Annotated in this window: 19 protein-coding genes and 1 riboswitch; of the genes, 6 read left to right on the top strand and 13 right to left on the bottom strand. The window is 64.7% G+C overall.

Features of this window, described 5'->3' with window-relative positions; genetic code table 11:
• Position 1 precedes the first annotated feature (1 nt).
• Positions 2–439 (bottom strand): YeeE/YedE family protein, encoded by a 438-nt coding sequence (locus ACVIGB_RS17950; protein WP_456721626.1) that lies wholly within the window; start codon positions 437–439, stop codon positions 2–4.
• Between the two features lie 206 nt (positions 440–645).
• On the opposite strand from ACVIGB_RS17950, the gene ACVIGB_RS17945 reads away from it, so the two are divergent.
• Complete coding sequence (locus ACVIGB_RS17945) at positions 646–1,080, top strand: hypothetical protein (protein ID WP_092116023.1); 435 nt, start codon at positions 646–648, stop codon at positions 1,078–1,080.
• 127 nt (positions 1,081–1,207) lie between these two features.
• Here the strand turns inward: ACVIGB_RS17945 and ACVIGB_RS17940 are convergent, their stop codons facing one another.
• Entirely contained in the window at positions 1,208–1,723 is a 516-nt protein-coding gene (locus tag ACVIGB_RS17940; protein WP_456721627.1) for a mismatch-specific DNA-glycosylase, read from the bottom strand.
• A 264-nt stretch (positions 1,724–1,987) separates the two neighbouring features.
• On the opposite strand from ACVIGB_RS17940, the gene ACVIGB_RS17935 reads away from it, so the two are divergent.
• On the top strand, positions 1,988–2,533 hold the full coding sequence (locus ACVIGB_RS17935; RefSeq protein ID WP_456721628.1) for an HD domain-containing protein: 546 nt from the start codon (positions 1,988–1,990) through the stop codon (positions 2,531–2,533).
• A gap of 315 nt (positions 2,534–2,848) precedes the next feature.
• Here the strand turns inward: ACVIGB_RS17935 and ACVIGB_RS17930 are convergent, their stop codons facing one another.
• The gene (locus tag ACVIGB_RS17930) at positions 2,849–3,244 is read right to left on the bottom strand and encodes a hypothetical protein (RefSeq protein ID WP_456721629.1); all 396 of its coding nucleotides are present in this window, start codon (positions 3,242–3,244) and stop codon (positions 2,849–2,851) included.
• Between the two features lie 216 nt (positions 3,245–3,460).
• Between ACVIGB_RS17930 and ACVIGB_RS17925 the strand changes: the two genes are divergently transcribed.
• Positions 3,461–5,134 (top strand): flavin-containing monooxygenase, encoded by a 1,674-nt coding sequence (locus tag ACVIGB_RS17925; protein WP_456721630.1) that lies wholly within the window; start codon positions 3,461–3,463, stop codon positions 5,132–5,134.
• 426 nt (positions 5,135–5,560) lie between these two features.
• Here ACVIGB_RS17925 and ACVIGB_RS17920 read toward each other — a convergent pair whose 3' ends face one another.
• The 7 genes from ACVIGB_RS17920 to ACVIGB_RS17890 form a co-directional block, all read right to left on the bottom strand.
• Positions 5,561–5,839 carry a hypothetical protein gene (locus tag ACVIGB_RS17920; protein WP_456721631.1) on the bottom strand — a complete coding sequence of 93 codons (279 nt, stop codon included), beginning with the start codon at positions 5,837–5,839 and terminating at the stop codon, positions 5,561–5,563.
• A 305-nt stretch (positions 5,840–6,144) separates the two neighbouring features.
• Positions 6,145–8,043, bottom strand: coding sequence for a phosphomethylpyrimidine synthase ThiC (gene thiC, locus ACVIGB_RS17915; RefSeq protein WP_456721632.1), 1,899 nt, complete (start codon positions 8,041–8,043; stop codon positions 6,145–6,147).
• A gap of 181 nt (positions 8,044–8,224) precedes the next feature.
• Positions 8,225–8,833, bottom strand: coding sequence for a thiamine phosphate synthase (locus ACVIGB_RS17910; RefSeq protein WP_456721633.1), 609 nt, complete (start codon positions 8,831–8,833; stop codon positions 8,225–8,227).
• Positions 8,820–9,602 (bottom strand): thiazole synthase, encoded by a 783-nt coding sequence (locus tag ACVIGB_RS17905; protein ID WP_456721634.1) that lies wholly within the window; start codon positions 9,600–9,602, stop codon positions 8,820–8,822. Before ACVIGB_RS17905 ends, ACVIGB_RS17910 begins: the two co-directional genes overlap by 14 nt.
• Before the next feature lie 183 nt (positions 9,603–9,785).
• Positions 9,786–9,983, bottom strand: a complete 198-nt coding sequence (thiS, locus tag ACVIGB_RS17900; RefSeq protein WP_456721635.1) for a sulfur carrier protein ThiS — start codon at positions 9,981–9,983, stop codon at positions 9,786–9,788.
• Positions 9,974–10,987, bottom strand: a complete 1,014-nt coding sequence (locus ACVIGB_RS17895) for an FAD-dependent oxidoreductase (RefSeq protein WP_456721636.1) — start codon at positions 10,985–10,987, stop codon at positions 9,974–9,976. The genes thiS and ACVIGB_RS17895 overlap by 10 nt, the downstream gene beginning before the upstream one ends.
• Positions 10,976–11,118, bottom strand: a riboswitch (TPP riboswitch). Its footprint overlaps the gene before it by 12 nt.
• A gap of 199 nt (positions 11,119–11,317) precedes the next feature.
• On the bottom strand, positions 11,318–11,857 hold the full coding sequence (locus ACVIGB_RS17890; RefSeq protein WP_456721637.1) for a transglycosylase SLT domain-containing protein: 540 nt from the start codon (positions 11,855–11,857) through the stop codon (positions 11,318–11,320).
• Positions 11,858–12,220: 363 nt separating this feature from the next.
• Here ACVIGB_RS17890 and ACVIGB_RS17885 point away from each other — a divergent pair, with 363 nt between their 5' ends.
• The gene (locus tag ACVIGB_RS17885) at positions 12,221–12,415 is read left to right on the top strand and encodes a hypothetical protein (RefSeq protein WP_092116000.1); all 195 of its coding nucleotides are present in this window, start codon (positions 12,221–12,223) and stop codon (positions 12,413–12,415) included.
• Between the two features lie 45 nt (positions 12,416–12,460).
• On the opposite strand, the gene ACVIGB_RS17880 is transcribed toward ACVIGB_RS17885, so the two are convergent.
• Positions 12,461–13,819: an ATP-binding protein gene (locus ACVIGB_RS17880; RefSeq protein ID WP_456721638.1), complete on the bottom strand. Its 1,359-nt coding sequence runs from the start codon at positions 13,817–13,819 to the stop codon at positions 12,461–12,463.
• A gap of 2 nt (positions 13,820–13,821) precedes the next feature.
• The gene (locus ACVIGB_RS17875; protein WP_021079973.1) at positions 13,822–14,559 is read right to left on the bottom strand and encodes a response regulator; all 738 of its coding nucleotides are present in this window, start codon (positions 14,557–14,559) and stop codon (positions 13,822–13,824) included.
• Between the two features lie 288 nt (positions 14,560–14,847).
• Between ACVIGB_RS17875 and ACVIGB_RS17870 the strand changes: the two genes are divergently transcribed.
• On the top strand, positions 14,848–15,225 hold the full coding sequence (locus ACVIGB_RS17870) for a PRC-barrel domain-containing protein (protein WP_456721639.1): 378 nt from the start codon (positions 14,848–14,850) through the stop codon (positions 15,223–15,225).
• Between the two features lie 380 nt (positions 15,226–15,605).
• Positions 15,606–16,127 (top strand): PRC-barrel domain-containing protein, encoded by a 522-nt coding sequence (locus ACVIGB_RS17865; RefSeq protein WP_092125945.1) that lies wholly within the window; start codon positions 15,606–15,608, stop codon positions 16,125–16,127.
• Positions 16,128–16,218: 91 nt separating this feature from the next.
• Here the strand turns inward: ACVIGB_RS17865 and ACVIGB_RS17860 are convergent, their stop codons facing one another.
• Positions 16,219–17,616 (bottom strand): glycerophosphodiester phosphodiesterase family protein, encoded by a 1,398-nt coding sequence (locus ACVIGB_RS17860; protein WP_456721640.1) that lies wholly within the window; start codon positions 17,614–17,616, stop codon positions 16,219–16,221.
• Between the last annotated feature and the right edge of the window lie 69 nt (positions 17,617–17,685).

The raw sequence follows: 17,685 nt of genomic DNA, 5'->3' as shown, positions 1-17,685 counted from the left end.
GCTAACCTCCGATCCCGTGCCTGACGATCGCAACCGTCACGATCGCCGCCGTCATGAAGATGAACGTGGCCACGATCGAGCGGCCGGACAGCCGCGCGAAGCCGCAGACGCCGTGGCCCGAGGTGCAGCCATTGCCCATCCTTGTGCCGAACCCGACCAGAAGGCCTGCGATCGCGATCACCACAAGGCTCGCATTCATCGCAGGCCGTGGCAGCGGCGCGCCGAACAGCGCCGCAATCAGGGGCGCCGCGATCAGCCCGGCGATGAACGCGATGCGCCAGGAGTGGTCGGAAGTGCGGTCGGCGGTATCGGGCTGGAGCAGGCCGCCGACGATGCCGGTGACGCCGGCGATCCGCCCGGTCAGCAGCATCAGCAGCGCCGCGGCGAGGCCGATCAGCGCGCCGCCGAGAAGGCCGGAAAGTGGGGTGAAATCGTGCATCGGTGCGGGTCCCTGTTGCGCAAACTCCTCAGCGATGGCGCAAAGCGGTGGCAGCGCATGCGCCAATGGTCGCGCGACTACACGCCCGATGATAGACTCCGCAATAACAGGAACAAGCGCAATCCCGCGTGTTTTGCCGGCATTTCGACGTGCCGCCGCCCGATTGGATTGCCGCGATTCGCTTCACTTCGTCCGGAGAACTCCCCATGAGATTGTCATCCGCCGCCCGCGCCGTGCTGTTCGCACTGGCGCTGCTCACCGGATCGTCCGCTGCACTGGCCGACGAGGGCGCGGTGACGCTCGTCATCTTCAAGGGCGGCTGGTTCTTCGGCGGTTCCGCCGGCAAGGGCGTCCTGACCTTCCACGGCCAGACCTACGGGCTGACCGCCGGCGGGCTGGACTACGGCCTCGTCTTCGGCGGCTCCCAGACCACGTTGCAGGGGCGGGTGCGCAACATCCGCCGCGCCCAGGATATCGCCGGCGTCTACGCCGCGGCCGGCATGGGCGTTGCGCTCGGTGCCGGTGTGCGCGGCATCCTCTTGACCAACCAGAACGGCGCGGTGCTCGAACTGAGCGGCAAGCAGATCGGGCTGATGGCCAATGTCGACCTCAGCGGGCTTGCGATCACGTTGAAGGAGTGAGGGTTCGGTTCTCGTAGGATGGGTAGAGCGAAGCGAAACCCATCAACTTCGTAGCCGCGGGAGAGATGATGGGTTTCGCTTCCGCCTTCGCTCTTTGAGCTACGGCGGACAAGGCGCTCTACCCATCCTACGATTCAGCGATCCACTCGGCCAGCTCACGCCACGGCTGCAACGTCCAGTGCCCCGACGCCGCACCCGATGGCGACGGCAGCACGAACACATCTGGAAAGCCGCTCGTCGCCGGCTGCCTCCCGAGCGCAAGCGCGCTGGTCGGCTTGTCGTAAAACAGGCTCGCGGCCTTCTTGCTGGTGAAGGCGATGGTCTTCGGCCGAACCATCTCGATCTTCGTCCTGAAGCCCACGACGTCGAACGAGCCCCGCGCGATCTCATGATCCATCCCGGCGCCGGTCTTGGAGAGATCGGTGAAGCCGATGCCGAGTTCGAGCAATGCCGTGAACTCATCCGGCCGATAACGCCGCGGCGTGATGCCGGCCTCATGCAGCGCGCGCCAGAAGCGATTGCCGGGATGCGCGTAGTAATGCCCGACGGCGGCCGAGCGCGTGCTGGCCGCGGTGCCGACGAACACCAGCCGCAGATTGGCGCGGAGCTGATCGGGGAGGCGGTGGGGCTTGCTATCGGGCATTTGACAGGAGGTTGAGCGGCGTATCCAAGGGCTAGCGGATGTTGGAATTAGGTTGAGTGGCAGTCGCAACGGTGATGCGCTCCCTCTCCCGCTTGCGGGGGAGGGTTGGGGTGGGGCTCTCTCCGCGAGTCACATCGTGGAAAGAGCCCCCACCCGGCGCTACGCGCCGACCTCCCCCGCAAGCGGGAGAGGTTGAGCGAGTTTGCCTCGCAGATTCGGACCCGACCGCTACCATTTCAGCCGCTCCCGTCATATACCTCGGCGATGAACCGCGAAGATTTGGTCGCCGCCTACGCGGCGCCCGGCCGCCACTATCATAACCTCGCGCATATCGAGGACTGCCTCGCGGCGCTCGCGCGCGTCGACGGCCTCTCCGCGGTCGAGCGCGAGATCCTGTCGGAGGCGATCTGGTGGCACGATGTCGTCTACGACCCGACCGGGCCGGACAATGAGGAGCTGAGCGCGCAGCTCGCCGAGCAGCACGTTCGCGCCGGGATCGGCCACGAGGTCGGCCGCCTGATCCGTCTGACGAAGACGCACGACGTTCAGGCCGATGATCGTCTCGGCGCGATCCTGATCTCGATCGACCTCAGCATTCTCGGCGCCGAGCCCGCGCGCTACGATGCCTATGCCGCGGCGATCCGGCAGGAGTTCATCCATGTCGGCGACGCCGACTATCGCGCCGGCCGCGCCAAGGTGCTTCGCCACTTTGCCGCACGCCAGGTGATCTTCCCCGATGCCGGCTTCGCCGCGACCTACGACCGCCGCGCCCGCGACAACCTCGCGCGTGAGATCGCGGCGCTGGGCTGAGGGCTGTCGGTAAATCGCCCACTCCCCGTTCTTGCGGGGAGAGGGCTGAGTGAGGGGCTTTAGCCGCATACGGCCTGCCTCCGCAGGGGCGCATTGCCAAAACATCGAAAACAACCCCATGCACAGTAGCCGGCGGCGTGCCGGCATTCGACACGGCCACTTGACATGTCGGGCAAATCAGTGGCATTATTCTATTATTCCGAAATAAGATAGACGCGCCTCACCCCACGCTACGGGACATGGCCGTAGCCCTATGCGATTGCCTGCCGCAAGCGGGGCGAGGTCGCGGCTCGATTCCCTTGATCTCGTCAGGCGCTAGCGCACCGGCTCCTTGATCTCGTCTTCGGCCGTCACCGCTTGCGCCGGCCCCGTCGAACGCACCATCAGGAACGTTCCCGAGTACGCCGTGCCGCGGATGCTCCAGCGCCCGTCGATCTCGGTCGCGTCGGCATTGACCGCGCCTTCATAGTGGACCGTGTCATAGCCGTAGCCTCGCGGCTCGTAGCGCTTGACGAACGACACCGCGCTGCCGGAGCGGTGACCCGCCAGCGAGGCATTGTGGGTGCTGAGCGGGCAGCCGGGCGCCATGCAAGGCTCGGTCACGCTGCCGCCGAGCGCGCCGCCGGCGTCGATCAGCGTCGCCAGGAACGTGACCATGCCGCCTGGCTGAACATAGCTGCCGTTCCAGACGCCGGTGAGATTGTCGGTCATGTCGGTCCTGGCGAAATGTGGACGATACGTAGCCCGCATGAGCGGAGCGACATGCGGGGCGCTCGCAAACCCGGATGTCGCTTCGCTCATCCGGGCTACGATGTGGCGCTCGCAGCGCCTCAACGCAAGTCGCGCCCGCTCGCGCGCAGTTGCCTGCACCGGCAAAAGGGTCTGTAATCCAGCCCAACAGATCAAGAAGAATTTCGGGAGCAGGACATGACGGCAGAGCCGAAGACCCATTACGAGGTGATCGTGGTCGGCGCCGGCGTCGCCGGCATCTACCAGATCAAGCGGCTCGCCGATCTCGGCATCGACGCCACCGTGCTCGAAGCCGCGCCCGATCTCGGCGGCACCTGGTACTGGAACCGCTATCCCGGCTGCCGCTTCGATTCCGAGAGCTACACCTACGGCTTCTCGTTCTCGCGCGAGCTGCTCGACGAGTGGCACTGGAAGGAGCGCTTCTCCGGCCAGCCCGAGAATCTGCGCTACCTCAACTACGTCGCCGATAAGTTCGACCTGCGCAGGCAAATGCAGTTCAACTGCAAGGTCGAGGCGATGCAGTTCGACGCGGCGCGCGACCTCTGGCAGCTCAGGATCAGTGACGGCCGTGAGCTGACCTGCCGTTTCGTGGTGCTGGGGATCGGCCTGCTCTCGGCGCCGACCATGCCGCGCGTACCGGGCATCTCCGACTTCAAGGGCCGCTCGTTCCACACCTATTACTGGCCGCACGAGCCGGTCGATCTCACGGGAAAGAAAGTCGCCGTGATCGGCACCGGCGCGACCGGCATTCAGGTGATCGGCGAGATCGCCGACAAGGTCGGCGAGCTCACCGTGTTCCAGCGCCGGCCGAACTGGAGCGCGCCGCTCAACAACAGCGCGATCTCGGACGCGGAGATGGCCGACATCCGCGCACGCTACGACGAGATCTTCGCCGCCTGCGCGCTGACGCCGGGCAGCTTCGTGCACGGCCCCGACAAGCGCGGCTTCTACGAGGTGAGCCGCGAGGAGCGGCTGGCCTTGTGGGACAAGCTCTACGACGAGCCCGGCTTCGGCATCTGGCTCGCGAATTTCCGCGAGATCTTCATGGATGAGGCCGCGAATGCCGAACTGTCGGAATATATCGCGGACCGCATCCGCCGCCGTGTGAAGGATCCGAAGGTCGCCGAGAAGCTGATCCCCAGAGATCACGGCTTCGGCGTGCAGCGCCTGCCGCTGGAGACCCGGTATTTCGAGGCCTACAACCGCGACAATGTGCATCTCGTCGATCTCAGCGAGACGCCGCTGGTGCGCGTCACCGAGACAGGCCTGCGCACCACGGCGCGCGACTACGAATTCGACATCATCGTCTACGCCACCGGCTTCGACGCCATCACCGGCGCCTATGATCTGATCGACATCACCGGCATCGGCGGCGCGAAGCTATCAGACAAATGGAAGCAGGCGCCGTCGACCTTCCTCGGCATGCTCGTGCACGGCTTCCCGAACCTCTTGATGCCGACCGGCCCGCAAAGCGCCTCAGCGTCCACGAACTTCCCGCGCGGCATCGAGAACGGCGTCAACTGGTGCACCAATCTCTTGCAATACATGTGGGACCGCGGCCTGACCCGCGCCGACGCCACGCTGGAAGCACAGGAGCGCTGGACCGCGCATGTCGCCAAGATGTACGAGATCATGCTGATGCGCAAAGCCAAGTCGTGGTTCACCGGCTACAACTCCAACGTCGCCGGCCATGAGGAGGGGACGGTGCGGTATTTCGTGTACAACGGCGGCACGCCGAAGTTCTTGGGGATCATCAATGGCGTGGCGGCGGGAGGATATCGGGAGATTGAGTTTGGGGCGGGGGTGGGTGGTGGTGTGCGGGCGGCGGCTGTTGGCGCGTCGGCATCGTAGGGTGGGTTAGCGAAGCGTAACCCACCATTGTCTCGTCGACCAACCGGTGGGTTACGCCTTTGTCGCCTTGTGACCCAAAGCGGGCATGGCTCCTACCACCAATCGGCCTTCTCCCCCGAATGGTCCTCAATAGAGAGCCGCCGATTTTCTTGCCTCATCGTGAGGCATTGTATGTCGGCCCACGTCACTTGATAGCCGCCGATGGTCGTTGCGTCAGGGCTAAAGGTGAACCAATTGGTTCCCAATGGTCTATCGCAACTCACTACGTCGAGAAGGGAGACGAGCTTCCCCTTGGAAAAACTGACCCGGTATCGTTGACCGTCGTGCACGGTTGATACAACGAGCCGCTCTGACAGGGCGTTCAAGATGGCACCGATGGCGAATGGTTCGAATGGTGGCACACCAGCGCGGATGTACAAGAATAGTTCATAGATTGCTGGATGCGGCACGGTTCTCCCAATCGGAGTGAAGGGGTACGATGGGAAGCGGCGTTCCGTCCCAAGCCACCGTGATTGTGGACTGACTCCACAACCGAACACGAATCTCTTTTGGCGAAGGCTCCAAATTTGCAATGGCATCGACAACTGCACTCGGCAAGCGCAACGCTGAAGATCGATCCGGCTCAACCGTACCAATAAACATATCTGGTCTTCGCCGAATTATGTCCAGTCCTTCAATAATCTCGATGTCCCGCATCGTGTACATGGCCAACTCCAGGCTTCCGTCGGCTGACCATGGCAACGTCTGAGCAGCGACGTCACCCATTGATCCCCACTCGTAAGTTTAGCAACTTGGGCAGGTTTCGCTAATGTCGGCTCCTGGCCCGTAGCTGATATCAAATCTATGCACCGTCAATGTCCGTGTTTGAGAGGGCATTGCCATCTCGCACACGCGCAATGGATTGATGCGTACGCGCCTAGAGGCCAAGAGGCCAGGCTGTCGCCCGGCCTCTTCGTTTTGGATGGATGCCCGGGTCAAGCCCGGGCATGACGAGCGGCGAGGGCGAGCCCTCACAACACCCGATTGCTCTCCTTCACCTTCTCCGCATCGAGATACAGGTTCTCGCCCATCTCCTTGAACTTGGCGCTCATCTGCGCCATGCCGTCCTCGATGGTGCCTGAGATCGACGCCCCGACGCCGGTCGGATCGTTCAGCGTCGCGGCGTAGTCGCGGACGTCCTGGGTGATCTTCATCGAGCAGAATTTCGGGCCGCACATCGAGCAGAAATGCGCGACCTTGTGGGCTTCCTTCGGCAGGGTCTCGTCGTGGAAGTTCTTCGCGGTCTCGGGGTCGAGGCCGAGGTTGAACTGGTCCTGCCAGCGGAAGTCGAAGCGGGCACGGCTGAGCGCGTCGTCACGGAGCTGCGCGGCGGGGTGGCCCTTCGCCAAGTCAGACGCGTGGGCCGCGATCTTGTAGGTGATGACGCCGACCTTGACGTCGTTGCGGTCGGGCAGGCCGAGATGCTCCTTCGGTGTGACGTAGCAGAGCATCGCGCAGCCGAACCAGCCGATCATCGCCGCACCGATGCCCGAGGTGATGTGGTCGTAGCCCGGCGCGATGTCGGTGGTCAGCGGCCCGAGGGTGTAGAACGGCGCCTCGCCGCATTCCTTGAGCTGCTTGTCCATATTGATCTTGATCTTGTGCATCGGCACATGGCCGGGGCCCTCGATCATGACCTGGCAGCCCTTGTCCCACGCGATTTTTGTCAGCTCGCCGAGCGTCTCCAGTTCGGCAAATTGCGCGCGGTCGTTGGCGTCGGCGATCGAGCCGGGGCGCAGGCCGTCGCCGAGCGAGAACGAGACGTCATACTTGCGCATGAGGTCGCAGATCTCGTCAAAGTGGGTGTAGAGGAAGCTCTCCTTGTGATGCGCGAGGCACCACTTCGCCATGATCGAGCCGCCGCGCGACACGATGCCGGTGACGCGGTTGGCGGTGAGGTGGATGTAGGACAGCCGCACGCCGGCGTGGATCGTGAAATAGTCGACGCCCTGTTCGCACTGCTCGATCAGGGTGTCCTTGTAGAGCTCCCAGGTCAGCTTGACGGGATCGCCTTCGCACTTCTCCAGCGCCTGATAAATCGGCACGGTGCCGATCGGCACCGGCGAGTTGCGCAGGATCCATTCGCGGGTGGTGTGGATGTTGCGCCCCGTGGAGAGGTCCATCACGGTGTCGGCGCCCCAGCGGATCGCCCACACCATCTTGTCGACCTCTTCCTCGACCGACGAAGTCACCGCCGAGTTGCCGATATTGGCGTTGATCTTGGTCAGGAAGTTGCGGCCGATGATCATCGGCTCGAGTTCGGCATGGTTGATGTTCGAGGGGATGATGGCGCGGCCGCGCGCGATCTCAGAGCGCACGAACTCCGGCGTGATGAAGGCCGGCACCGCAGCGCCGAAGCTCTCGCCGTCGGCAAGGGCTGCCTCCGCGCGCTCGAGCTGCTGCTTGCGGCCGAGATTCTCGCGCTCGGCGACGTAGATCATCTCCTTGGTGATGATGCCCGCGCGGGCAAACTCGAGCTGGGTGATCTTGTGGCCGTCGAGGCCGCGCAGCGGCCTGTGGTGCGCGGTGAACGCCTTGGCGGCGTGGGATGCGCCGACATTGCCGTTGTCTTCCGGCTTGATGTCGCGGCCCTGATATTCCTCGACGCCGCCGCGCTCCTTGACCCAGGCGAGGCGATTGCGCGGCAGGCCGCTGTTGACGTCGATCGTCACGGCCGGATCGGTGTAGGGGCCCGAGGTGTCATAGACCGGCAGGTTCGGCTCGCCGGCGCCTTCGGAGAGGATGATCTCGCGCAAGGGAACGCGGATGTCGGGCGCGGCCTCCGGCGTTGCAAAGATCTTGCGCGATGAGGGCAGCGAGCCTGTCGTGACGGCGGGGAGCGTGGTGTCGGGGTTGGAGCGGATGTTCATGGGATCCTCCTTTAGTTCGTTGGCATCGCTGCGCGCGAGTTGAGTACCGCTGTCATCCCCGCGAAAGCGGGGATCCAGTATTCCAGAGGCCGCGGTGGGATACGGAGACGCCACGGCGTACTGGATCGCCCGGTCAAGCCGGGCGATGACGGCAGAGTGCGTGGAGCGCGGGTTGTGGGCATCACGCGGCCTCCGCGTTGAGGCCGAGCCATTGCCGCACCCGCGCGTCGGGGTCGGCGTTCTGGGTGACGTCGCTGACGACGGCGATCGAGTCGGCGCCGGCGGCGAAGATCTCGGCGGCGTGCTCGAACTTGATCCCGCCGATCGCGACCAGCGGGATCGCGCCGATGCGTTTCTTCCACTCGGTGATCTTCGGTATGCCCTGCGGCGCGAACCGCATCGACTTCAGCGTGGTGAAGAAGATCGGGCCGAGCGCGACATAGTCGGGCTTGGCCGCGAGCGCGGTGGCGAGCTCGGCATCATCGTGCGTGGAGACGCCGAGCGTGAGTTTGGCCTTGCGGATTTCAGAGAGGTCGGCGTCGGCCAAATCTTCCTGGCCAAGATGCAGATGCTCCGCGCCCGCGACAACAGCCGCGCGCCAATAGTCATTGACGACGAGTTTTGTGCCCGTGCCCTTGGTCACGGCCAGCGCGTCGGTGACGATCTGCAGCGCCTCGGCATCGTCGAGCTCTTTGGCGCGCAGCTGGATGGTGCCGACGCCGAGCTTGGTCAGTCGTTCGACCCACTCGATGCTGTCGACGACGGGATAGAACGGATCAGGATACGGCATGCCAGAACGGGGTCCCAACGACAGGGGTGGAGGGGGAGGCGAAGTCGCGGGCTTCCATCAGCCCGGCTTCATAGGCGGTGCGGCCGGCCTCGACGCCGAGGCGGAAGGCGTTGGCCATCGCAACCGGATCGGCGGCTTTCGCCACCGCGGTGTTGAGCAGCACGGCGTCGTAACCGAGCTCGAGCGCTTCGGCGGCATGCGATGGCGCACCTAAGCCCGCGTCGACCACCAGCGTGATATCGGGCAGGCGGTCGCGTAGCAGTTTCAGCGCGTCGCGGTTGGTGATGCCCTTGGCGCTGCCGATCGGCGCTGCCCACGGCATCACCACCTTGCAGCCGGCCTCGACCAGCCGCGCGGCGACCGAGAAATCCTCGGTGCAATAGGGGAACACTTCAAAACCGTCCTTGATCAGGATGGTGGCGGCCTCGACCAGGCCGACCACGTCGGGCTGCAGCGTGTCGTTGTCGGCGATCACCTCGAGCTTGATCCAGGGCGTGCCGAACAATTCGCGCGCGAGTTTTGCGGTGGTCACCGCCTCGCGCACGCTGCGGCAGCCCGCGGTGTTCGGCAGCACGGTAACGCCGAGCTCGCGGATCAGCGACCAGAACGCATCGCCGGTCTTGCCGCCCGCGGCTTCACGGCGGAGCGATACGGTGACGATGCTGGCGCCCGAGGCGCGGATCGCGCCCTGCATGATCGCCGGCGACGCATACAGCGCGGTGCCGATCAAGAGGCGGGACGGGAAGGATTTGCCGTAGAAGGTGACCATGTGTCTCCTCACACTATGCCGTCGTCCCGGCGAAGGCCGGGACCCATAACCACGACCGGGTGTTGTTGCGACGAGCGTCTCCAAGTGTGCCCAAGGAAGGGCCGCGGCGTATGGGTCCCGGCTCCGTGCGCAAGCGCGCACTCGGCCGGGACGACGAGGGGAGGGAGTATGCGTTAGCCATCATCACCCTCCCTGCCGCGGCGTGATGATCTCGATCTCGTCGCCAGCCCTGAGCGCGGTCTCGGCCCAGCGGCTCTTCGGCACCACGTCGTAGTTCAGCGCGATGGCGAAATGGGTGCCCGCGTAGTCGAGCTCGGCGAGCAGCGCATCGACACTGACGGCGCTGATCTCCCGCTGCTCGCCGTTCACGATTACGCGCATTGCATCACCTCATTGTCGATTTCGCCGCGCGCGAGATAGGCGAGCGTCAGCTCGGCCAGCGCCGGCGCGAGCAGGAAGCCGTGACGGTAGAGTCCGTTCACTGTGATGCGTTCCTGCTCGATGCTGATTTTGGGCAGATTGTCCGGAAACGCCGGGCGCAGGCCGGCGCCGAATTCGACGATGCGCGCCTCGCCGAACGCCGGATGCACCACATAGGCGGCGCCGAGCAATTCCAGCGCCGAGCGCACGCTGACGCCGTTGTCCTCGGCCTCGATCGAGGTCGCGCCCAGCATGAAGCGGCCGTCACCGCGCGGGATCACGTAAAGCGGCCAGCGCGGATGGATCAGCCGCACCGGGCGCGACAATTCGACCTCCGCGGTCTCGATAACGATCATCTCGCCCTTGACGCCGCGCAGGCTCGGCTCGCGGTCGCGCGCGGCAAGGCCGCGGCAGTCGATCACGAGGCCGTCGAGATCATCAGCGTCGGCGTCGCTGCCGAACTTGATGGCGCCGCCGGCCTTGGCGATCGCGGCATGCAGCCGCGGCAGCACGCGGCGCGGCTCGACATGGCCCTCGTCGGGATAGAACAGACCGTCACGGAAGCGGCCCTCGAGCGACGGTTCGAGTTCGCGGACGCCCTCGGCATCGAGCCGGCGATAACCTGACGTGAGGCGGGCAAAGCGCTCGAAATCGGCGCGGTCGCGCGGATGCGCCACCACCAGCGAACCGTTGAACGCCGTTTCCGGAAAATGCTGCCGCCACAGGTCGAGCGAGCGGATGCCGAGCCGCGAGATCACGGGTTCGGAGGCCTCGGCCTCGCACCAGGGCGCCAGCATGCCGCCGGCCCAGTGGCTTGTGGATTGCGTCATCGCAGCGTCACTGCGCTCATGCAGGGTGACCGCACGTCCGGCCTCTGCGAGCAACAACGCATGCCAGGCGCCGGTTATGCCTGCGCCGATGATCGAGACGGGGGAATCCCCCCGCGGTTGTGTCGTCTGATACATCCCTGTCCCTTCGCCGGCATGACCCGGATCAGGTTCAAAGGGTCACCGCGGTCCCGAACTGATCGCCGTGATGGCGAAGTCCAAGCTTGCGGTATCTCAGCTCCTCCTTCGGAGCACCCCTCGGAACGCCCCTAATGTAGGCTGATGGGCGGATGTGTCAACTTGTATGCCAGGAGCGGCACCGCGGCGTGCGCAGGGCGCGCGTGCCACGAACGCAGCACAGCGCGACAGCGGTGCGCTGCCGAGCCGGGGCGTATTCTTTCGAAACGGAGGTCCCGGCTCTGCGGAGCAAGGCTTGCGCGTTGCACCGCGTTCGGGACACGCAAGCAGCTATTTGGGGGCCTGTTCAGGCGTCGGCTCGGCGGTCTCGGCAGACATTTGGTCCTGCATTTGCTCTTGCTTGGCGAGTTCCTTCGGCGGCGCGCCCGCGCCGCCATGCATCGCCTCCTTGAGGTGACCGCCGCGCTGCCGCTTTGCGACGTAGTAATACCCGCCCGCGAAATAACGCACGGCTCGGTCGAAATCCCCATTGGCGGCGCGATAGGCGCCCGCGAGGTATTTGACGCCGTATTTGAGGTTGGTCGCGGCGTCGCGCAGCCCTTCGGCGGTACCGGTGTAGCCGACCCCGCGGGCGGTCGCGAGCTTGATCTGCATCATCCCGATGGCGCCGCCGCGCCCGATCAGCTGCGGATGGTACTTGCTCTCGCGGACGATGACGCGATGCACCAGCTCTTCCGGCACCAGGTTGGCCTGGGCCTCCGCCGCCACCATCGCTTCATATTGCGCCCGCGATTGTGCACGCGCGCCGGCGCAGGACGCCAGCACGGCGATTGCGGCGGCAAGGTAGCCAAGGGTCTGAAGGGTCTTCATCTCGGGTCGCCCGGGTGATCAAACGCGCGTCGGTTCTGCGGTCTCATTGGTACGGCGAGCGGGCAGGAATGTGGCAAAACCTTCGCATCAGCGAACGTTCTGCGTCCGCGATCGTCCGGGTGCGGCTGAAGCGGACGATGCGCTTGCGAAGACAGATGCTTCAAATTGTTTGCTTCAATCGTCTCAGCCGAAAATTGTTTTTGCGTCCGATTTTGCGGCCGCCTTTTGCCGCACACTATCCACAGCGGATTGTCGTGCAAACGACTCGATGAAGGTCTACACTCGCCAGTGACAGCAAGCGTGTTGAGTCAGCACGTCTGTCCATTCAAAAGCACGCAAGAAACAACATTCGGGAGATGCGCCATGGTCCGACAGGACACCGGCTACATGCCTCGCGAAAATCCCTGCGCGCAATGCGGCAAGCCGATTGCCCGGCCCGATTGGGTGGAGCACAGCGAAGGGCGCACGTCGTTCCTGTGGAATTGCCGCGCCTGCAATTACCGCTTCGAGGCGATCGCGATCTACGACACAGCGCAGCTCAGGCCGCTCGCCGCCTGATCCCTTGATTATCGGTCAGCTTCGTCGCCGATCAGATCAACCTGATCAGGCCGCGGATTTGCGCGGCGATTGCAGCAGCTGCTGCCGCGCCGGCAGTTCGATCCGGACCACCAGGCCATGCGGCTTGCGATCGTGCAGCGACAGCGTGCCGCCATGCGCGAGCACGATGGCGTTGGCGATCGACAGGCCAAGCCCAAAGCCTTCGGCCTCGTCCATGTTGCGCGCCTGGTCGCCGCGCACGAACGGCTCCAGCACGCTTGCCTTGTGCGCGTCCGAAATGCCGGGGCCGTCATCCTCGATGTCGATGACGAGGCGATCCGGCTTGACGTCGAGGCGAACGGCGACTTCGCCGCCGAAGCGCACGGCATTGTCGACCAGATTGGTGATGCTGCGATGCAGGTCGGCCGGCCGCGCGGTCGCCATCGCATGCTGCGGACCCTCGTAGCTGACCTTGTGTCCCATGTCGGCGAACTGGTCGGTGACGAGGTGCAGCGTGCTCGCGATGTCGACCAGCGTCATCTCCTCGAGCTTGCGGTCGTTGCGCAGGAACGACAGCACCGATTCCAGCATCGAGCGCATCTGGTCGAGGTCGCGCAGCATGCGGTGGCGATGGGTCTCGTCCTCGATGAATTCGGCGCGCAGCCGCATCCGCGTGATCGGCGTGCGCAGGTCGTGGCTGATCGCAGCCAGCATCTTGGTGCGGTCGTCGATCAATGCCGTGATGCGCTCGCGCATCCGGTTCAGCGCCTTGGCCAGCGAGCGGATCTCCTCGGGGCCGCGTTCGGGCAGCGGCGCGGCAGCGCCGTTCAGGCTGAAGGTCTCGGCGGCCTTGACGAAGGATGATAGCGGGGCCGTCAGCGCCCATGCCGCCCACAGGCCGAGCAGGGTGACGCTGATGACGGCGAACAGCACCGTCATCATCCACGGCCCGCCCCAGAACGGCCGCATGTGCTGGTCCGGCATCAGGTTCGCGGCGAACATGGTGCCGTCGGGCAGACGGATCGCGACGCGGCGGATCTCGCCGTCACGTGGCGTGCTGCCCGCCTCGCGCGGCAGTGAGTAGACGTGATAGCCGGCGCCGAGCCGGCGCAGCGCGTGCAGGCTCGGCGGGTCGGTCTCGGTGAGGGCGCTGGTATCGGACGTGAAGTCAGCGATCGCAAGCTGCGGGAAGGCTCTGATGACGTCGGCCTGGAGCCGCGGCCGCTCCGATGCCGGCGCATGCCCGAGCAGTTGCGCGGCGGCAGCGAGCTGGGTGTGCCAGCGATCGGACGGCTCCGGTCGGTCCGGGCGATGGATCAGGAAGGTGGCGGTGATGATCAGGTGCAGCGTGACGATCGAGACGACGACCAGCGCCGCCATCTGGGCGCCGATCCCCCGCAGACTCAGCACGCGCAGCAGCTTCATGGTCAGTTGCTCGTGGCGGCAACCGCCTCCACCCTCGGAGTGAACACATAGCCGCCGGACCGCACCGTCTTGATCATGGTGGCTTCCTGCGGATCGGGCTCGATCTTGCGTCGGATACGGCTGACCAAGACGTCGATCGAACGCTCGAACGAGCCGGCGCTGCGGCCTTGCGTCAGGTCGAGCAGGCTGTCGCGCGACAGCACGCGGCCGGGCCGTTCGCAGAAGGTGCGCAGCAGGTCGAACTCGGCGCTGGTCATGGCGACGCGCGCGCCTTCGGGGTTGCGCAGCTCGCGCAGGCGAATGTCGATGCGCCAGCCGAGGAAGGTCAGCGTGGTCGCGCCCTCGATCGCGCTGGCGTTGCGCGCGGCGGCCTGCCGGCGCAGCACCGCGTTGATGCGCGCCAGCAGTTCGCGCGGATTGAAGGGCTTGGCCAGGTAATCGTCGGCGCCCATCTCGAGGCCGAGGATGCGGTCGACGTCCTCGCCGCGCGCGGTCAGCATGATGATCGGCGTTTGCGACTCCGCGCGCACCTTGCGGCACAGGCTGAGGCCGTCCTCGCCCGGCAGCATGACGTCGAGCACCAGGAGATCCACGCGATGGTCGGTCATGGCCTTGGCCATCTCGCGGCCGTCGGAGGCGGTCGTGACATGGCAGGAATTGGTGCGGAGATATTTGGCGATGAGAGACCGCGTTTCGCGGTCGTCCTCGACGACGAGGATATTGGGCGCAGCCTGGGTCATACCGACTCTTTTGTCCGTGATTCGGGGGAAGCGGCTCAGGAATTTTGTTTCAGTGCATTTCTGGAATCTTGCCCGGCATAACGAGTTAACAGGTCGGCGCTGTGGAGAAAAGTTATCGTTCTGTCATCAATCCTAATGCTTTGAAATACGTGCGGAAGTCTCCGGATGCGGCACGTCGGTGCCGCGGCGCCATGGCGATCAAAAAAGGGGAAGGGCGGCTGTCATAACCAGGGCCGGAACCCGTTCCCCAGGAGACGCGTTATTTCTCTTTCAGGCCAGGAGGGTGAGATGGCTGTCGAGGTCGGGACAAGGCCGCATCAGCTCATTGCAAGCGACCGCGTCGAGGGCACGGCGGTGCGCCGCGCCAATGGCGACATGATCGGCCATATCGAGCGGCTGATGATCGACAAGATCTCGGGCAAGGTGTCGTACGCGGTGCTGAGCTTCGGTGGTTTTCTCGGTATCGGAACCAACCTGCTTCCGCTGCCGTGGGCCCGGCTGCACTACAACACGAAGTTCGAAGCTTATGAGCTCGACATCGAGGACGACGAATTGAAGCGCGCGCCGTCGTTCCGCGCCGACAAGGATTTCGATTGGGGCGACCGCTCGCAGGAAGTCGAGCTGCATCGCTTCTACGGCGTGCCGCCCTATTGGGGCGGCTTCTGAGCGCGCGGCACGGCGCTCGATCGGCTTTCGTGGCGCCGGGCGCGCTGCGACATGCGCGCGCGAGTGATTTTGGGCAAGCGCGGTTCGCCGGGACGACTTAGTGAGCCAAACATCGTCACATCAGGGACTGCGCGTCCGGCGCAGTCGTGAGGCTCAACCGCAGCCTACTTGAGAGATCACGATCGCTTTCGTCAAGGACCGCAGCGCGTTCCATGCGTCTGAAAGTGCGCAACCCTCGGGCTTGCCGCATCGCTTCGATCGCGTTCCCAGCACGGCGTTCCCAAGCATCGGGGCGACTTTTGAGCGCAGGCTCATTAGGAACGGTCCCGCATATCACGGGTTTTCCCAGCATCGATTTTGCGAACTGAGGAGAGCGCATGATGTTGATCAAATCCATCGTTGCCGGCGTGGCCGGCTCCGCCTTGCTTGCAACCATCGCGATTGCACAGACACCCACCGACAAGGGCGACAAGATGTCACCTGCGGCGTCGACAACAACGTCGACCACGTCGGCGACCTCGTATCATGGCGACTGGCGCGCGTCCAAGGTCGTCGGCCTCAGCGTGTACAACGACAAGAACGAGAGCGTCGGCTCGATCAACGATCTCCTGATGGACAAGGACGGTGCCATCAAGGCTGTCGTGATCGGCGTCGGCGGCTTCCTTGGCGTCGGCGAGCATCTGGTCGCAGTGCCGCTCGACAAGGTGAAGTTCGTCAACGAGCCGGTCGCTTATACCGGCGCCTCAAACACCGGCAGCACGACCAAGTCGACGACCACCACCGGCGCGGCGCCCGCGGCGGCGGCGTCGAAGCCGAATCCCTGGTATCCGGATCACGCGGTGTTCAGCGCGACCAAGGACGAGCTGAAGGCGATGCCCGAGTTCAAGTACGCGACCGAGTAACACGGATCGCAGCCTGTGAAAGACGAACGCGCCCGGTACTCCCGGGCCGCGTTTTTGTGTCTGTACGTGAAGTCTGGTTGTGTTGCCTGCGTCACCAGCCGAGTTCACGCAGATAGGCCGCGCGGGCGGCAACGCCGGTGTGAGTGAAATCGGTGAACACCCCATCCACGCCGAGGCGGAAGAACTTCAGATATTCCAGGCCCGGGTCGCCGCGATAGTCGGCAGCCAGATATTTCTTCTCGTTGCGGAACGTGAAGACATGCACGAACAGGCCGAGCTTGTGCGCGTCGGCAATGACGCTGGTGGCGTCCTGCGTCGAGGCGTCCGCCGTCGATCCCTTGTAGGGCGTGCCGTCGGCGTTGGCGTCCTTCCACGGTGAGATCTTGTAGGGGACGATATAGGCCTTCCACGGACCGATGCCGTCGGCATAGGTCTTGATCTCCGCGAGGCCCTCGGGCCTCAGCATCGCATCGAAGGTGCGGCCGTCACCCGCGACCGTCCAGTCGTACGGACGGGAATTGGCGATGTTGTTGAGCAGCACCTTGCCGGTCTTGAAGTCGACGCCGTTGCCGTCGATCAGCTGAACCTGCCGCGTCTCCAGTCCGTGGCTGCGCATATATTTCAGGCTGCCGGGCTCAAAGCTCTGAACGATGATCGGCGCGTCCTTCGCGTTGAGGCCGTTATCCCTGATGATCTTGATCAGGGCATCCTCGAGCGGGTGGCTGCCGGGCGCGCCGCAGCCATTGGCGATCGCCTGGGCATTGTTCCAGGTCGGATTCTTGGTTTCCGGATAGACCGCGATCGGACGTCCCGTCACCTTGCTCTTGGCCTTGGCGATGTCGATGATGTCCTGGAAACTGATGATCGGAAACTTGCCGTTGAAGAGTTTTGGCCTTTCGTTGGCCGCATCATAGGTGGTGCCGGCGATCCAGCTCTTCAGCTCGTCCATGGTGAAATCGGTGATCGACCAATCATTGGTGTGATCGTCGCCGTCGACGATCAGCGCCTTCAGCACCGATTTGGGATCGGCCGGATCGATGAGGTCGGTGGGATATTCGGCCGGCCCGCTGGTCGGCGTTTGCGCCCATTTCACCTTGACGGCAACGCCCGGCGCGGTGCGCTTGCGTTTCGCGACTTCCGCATTGGTCTTTGCCACTTCGGCGACGTTGGTGTTGTCGCCCAGCCATGGATTGTGGCGTGCCACCAGCACGCAATCCTTGGTCAGATGCAGGTCCTCTTCGAGCGCGTCCGTGCCGAGGTCGGCGGCCAGCTCATACGATGCCTCGGTCTCCTCGGGCACCAGGCCCGGCACGCCACGATGCCCGATCACGAGCGGCTGCTTTCCGTCGACGGTCAGGAACGGCTTGGCGCCGGCCGGCGCCGAGGCGGTTTGCGCTGAAGCCATCGACGGCAGGAAGACCGCCAAAGCCGCCGCACCGAGCAGCATCGCGCCAACATGCATCTTCCGTCGCGAACGAATCTGCCTCACGGCCAAATCTCCATCTTTTGCGTGGCATCGGGGCGATGCCATAAAGGCCGAGCCGAACAGGGCCGACGC

Source organism: Bradyrhizobium sp. USDA 4341, from assembly GCF_054063755.1.
This window is presented reverse-complemented; position numbering and strand designations above follow the sequence as displayed.

Coding starts and splice junctions, on each gene's coding strand:
- ACVIGB_RS17950 (WP_456721626.1), bottom strand. CDS start 439: ATGCACGATTTCACCCCACTTTCCGGCCTTCTCGGCGGCGCGCTGATC.
- ACVIGB_RS17945 (WP_092116023.1), top strand. CDS start 646: ATGAGATTGTCATCCGCCGCCCGCGCCGTGCTGTTCGCACTGGCGCTG.
- ACVIGB_RS17940 (WP_456721627.1), bottom strand. CDS start 1,723: ATGCCCGATAGCAAGCCCCACCGCCTCCCCGATCAGCTCCGCGCCAAT.
- ACVIGB_RS17935 (WP_456721628.1), top strand. CDS start 1,988: ATGAACCGCGAAGATTTGGTCGCCGCCTACGCGGCGCCCGGCCGCCAC.
- ACVIGB_RS17930 (WP_456721629.1), bottom strand. CDS start 3,244: ATGACCGACAATCTCACCGGCGTCTGGAACGGCAGCTATGTTCAGCCA.
- ACVIGB_RS17925 (WP_456721630.1), top strand. CDS start 3,461: ATGACGGCAGAGCCGAAGACCCATTACGAGGTGATCGTGGTCGGCGCC.
- ACVIGB_RS17920 (WP_456721631.1), bottom strand. CDS start 5,839: ATGTACACGATGCGGGACATCGAGATTATTGAAGGACTGGACATAATT.
- thiC (WP_456721632.1), bottom strand. CDS start 8,043: ATGAACATCCGCTCCAACCCCGACACCACGCTCCCCGCCGTCACGACA.
- ACVIGB_RS17910 (WP_456721633.1), bottom strand. CDS start 8,833: ATGCCGTATCCTGATCCGTTCTATCCCGTCGTCGACAGCATCGAGTGG.
- ACVIGB_RS17905 (WP_456721634.1), bottom strand. CDS start 9,602: ATGGTCACCTTCTACGGCAAATCCTTCCCGTCCCGCCTCTTGATCGGC.
- thiS (WP_456721635.1), bottom strand. CDS start 9,983: ATGCGCGTAATCGTGAACGGCGAGCAGCGGGAGATCAGCGCCGTCAGT.
- ACVIGB_RS17895 (WP_456721636.1), bottom strand. CDS start 10,987: ATGTATCAGACGACACAACCGCGGGGGGATTCCCCCGTCTCGATCATC.
- ACVIGB_RS17890 (WP_456721637.1), bottom strand. CDS start 11,857: ATGAAGACCCTTCAGACCCTTGGCTACCTTGCCGCCGCAATCGCCGTG.
- ACVIGB_RS17885 (WP_092116000.1), top strand. CDS start 12,221: ATGGTCCGACAGGACACCGGCTACATGCCTCGCGAAAATCCCTGCGCG.
- ACVIGB_RS17880 (WP_456721638.1), bottom strand. CDS start 13,819: ATGAAGCTGCTGCGCGTGCTGAGTCTGCGGGGGATCGGCGCCCAGATG.
- ACVIGB_RS17875 (WP_021079973.1), bottom strand. CDS start 14,559: ATGACCCAGGCTGCGCCCAATATCCTCGTCGTCGAGGACGACCGCGAA.
- ACVIGB_RS17870 (WP_456721639.1), top strand. CDS start 14,848: ATGGCTGTCGAGGTCGGGACAAGGCCGCATCAGCTCATTGCAAGCGAC.
- ACVIGB_RS17865 (WP_092125945.1), top strand. CDS start 15,606: ATGTTGATCAAATCCATCGTTGCCGGCGTGGCCGGCTCCGCCTTGCTT.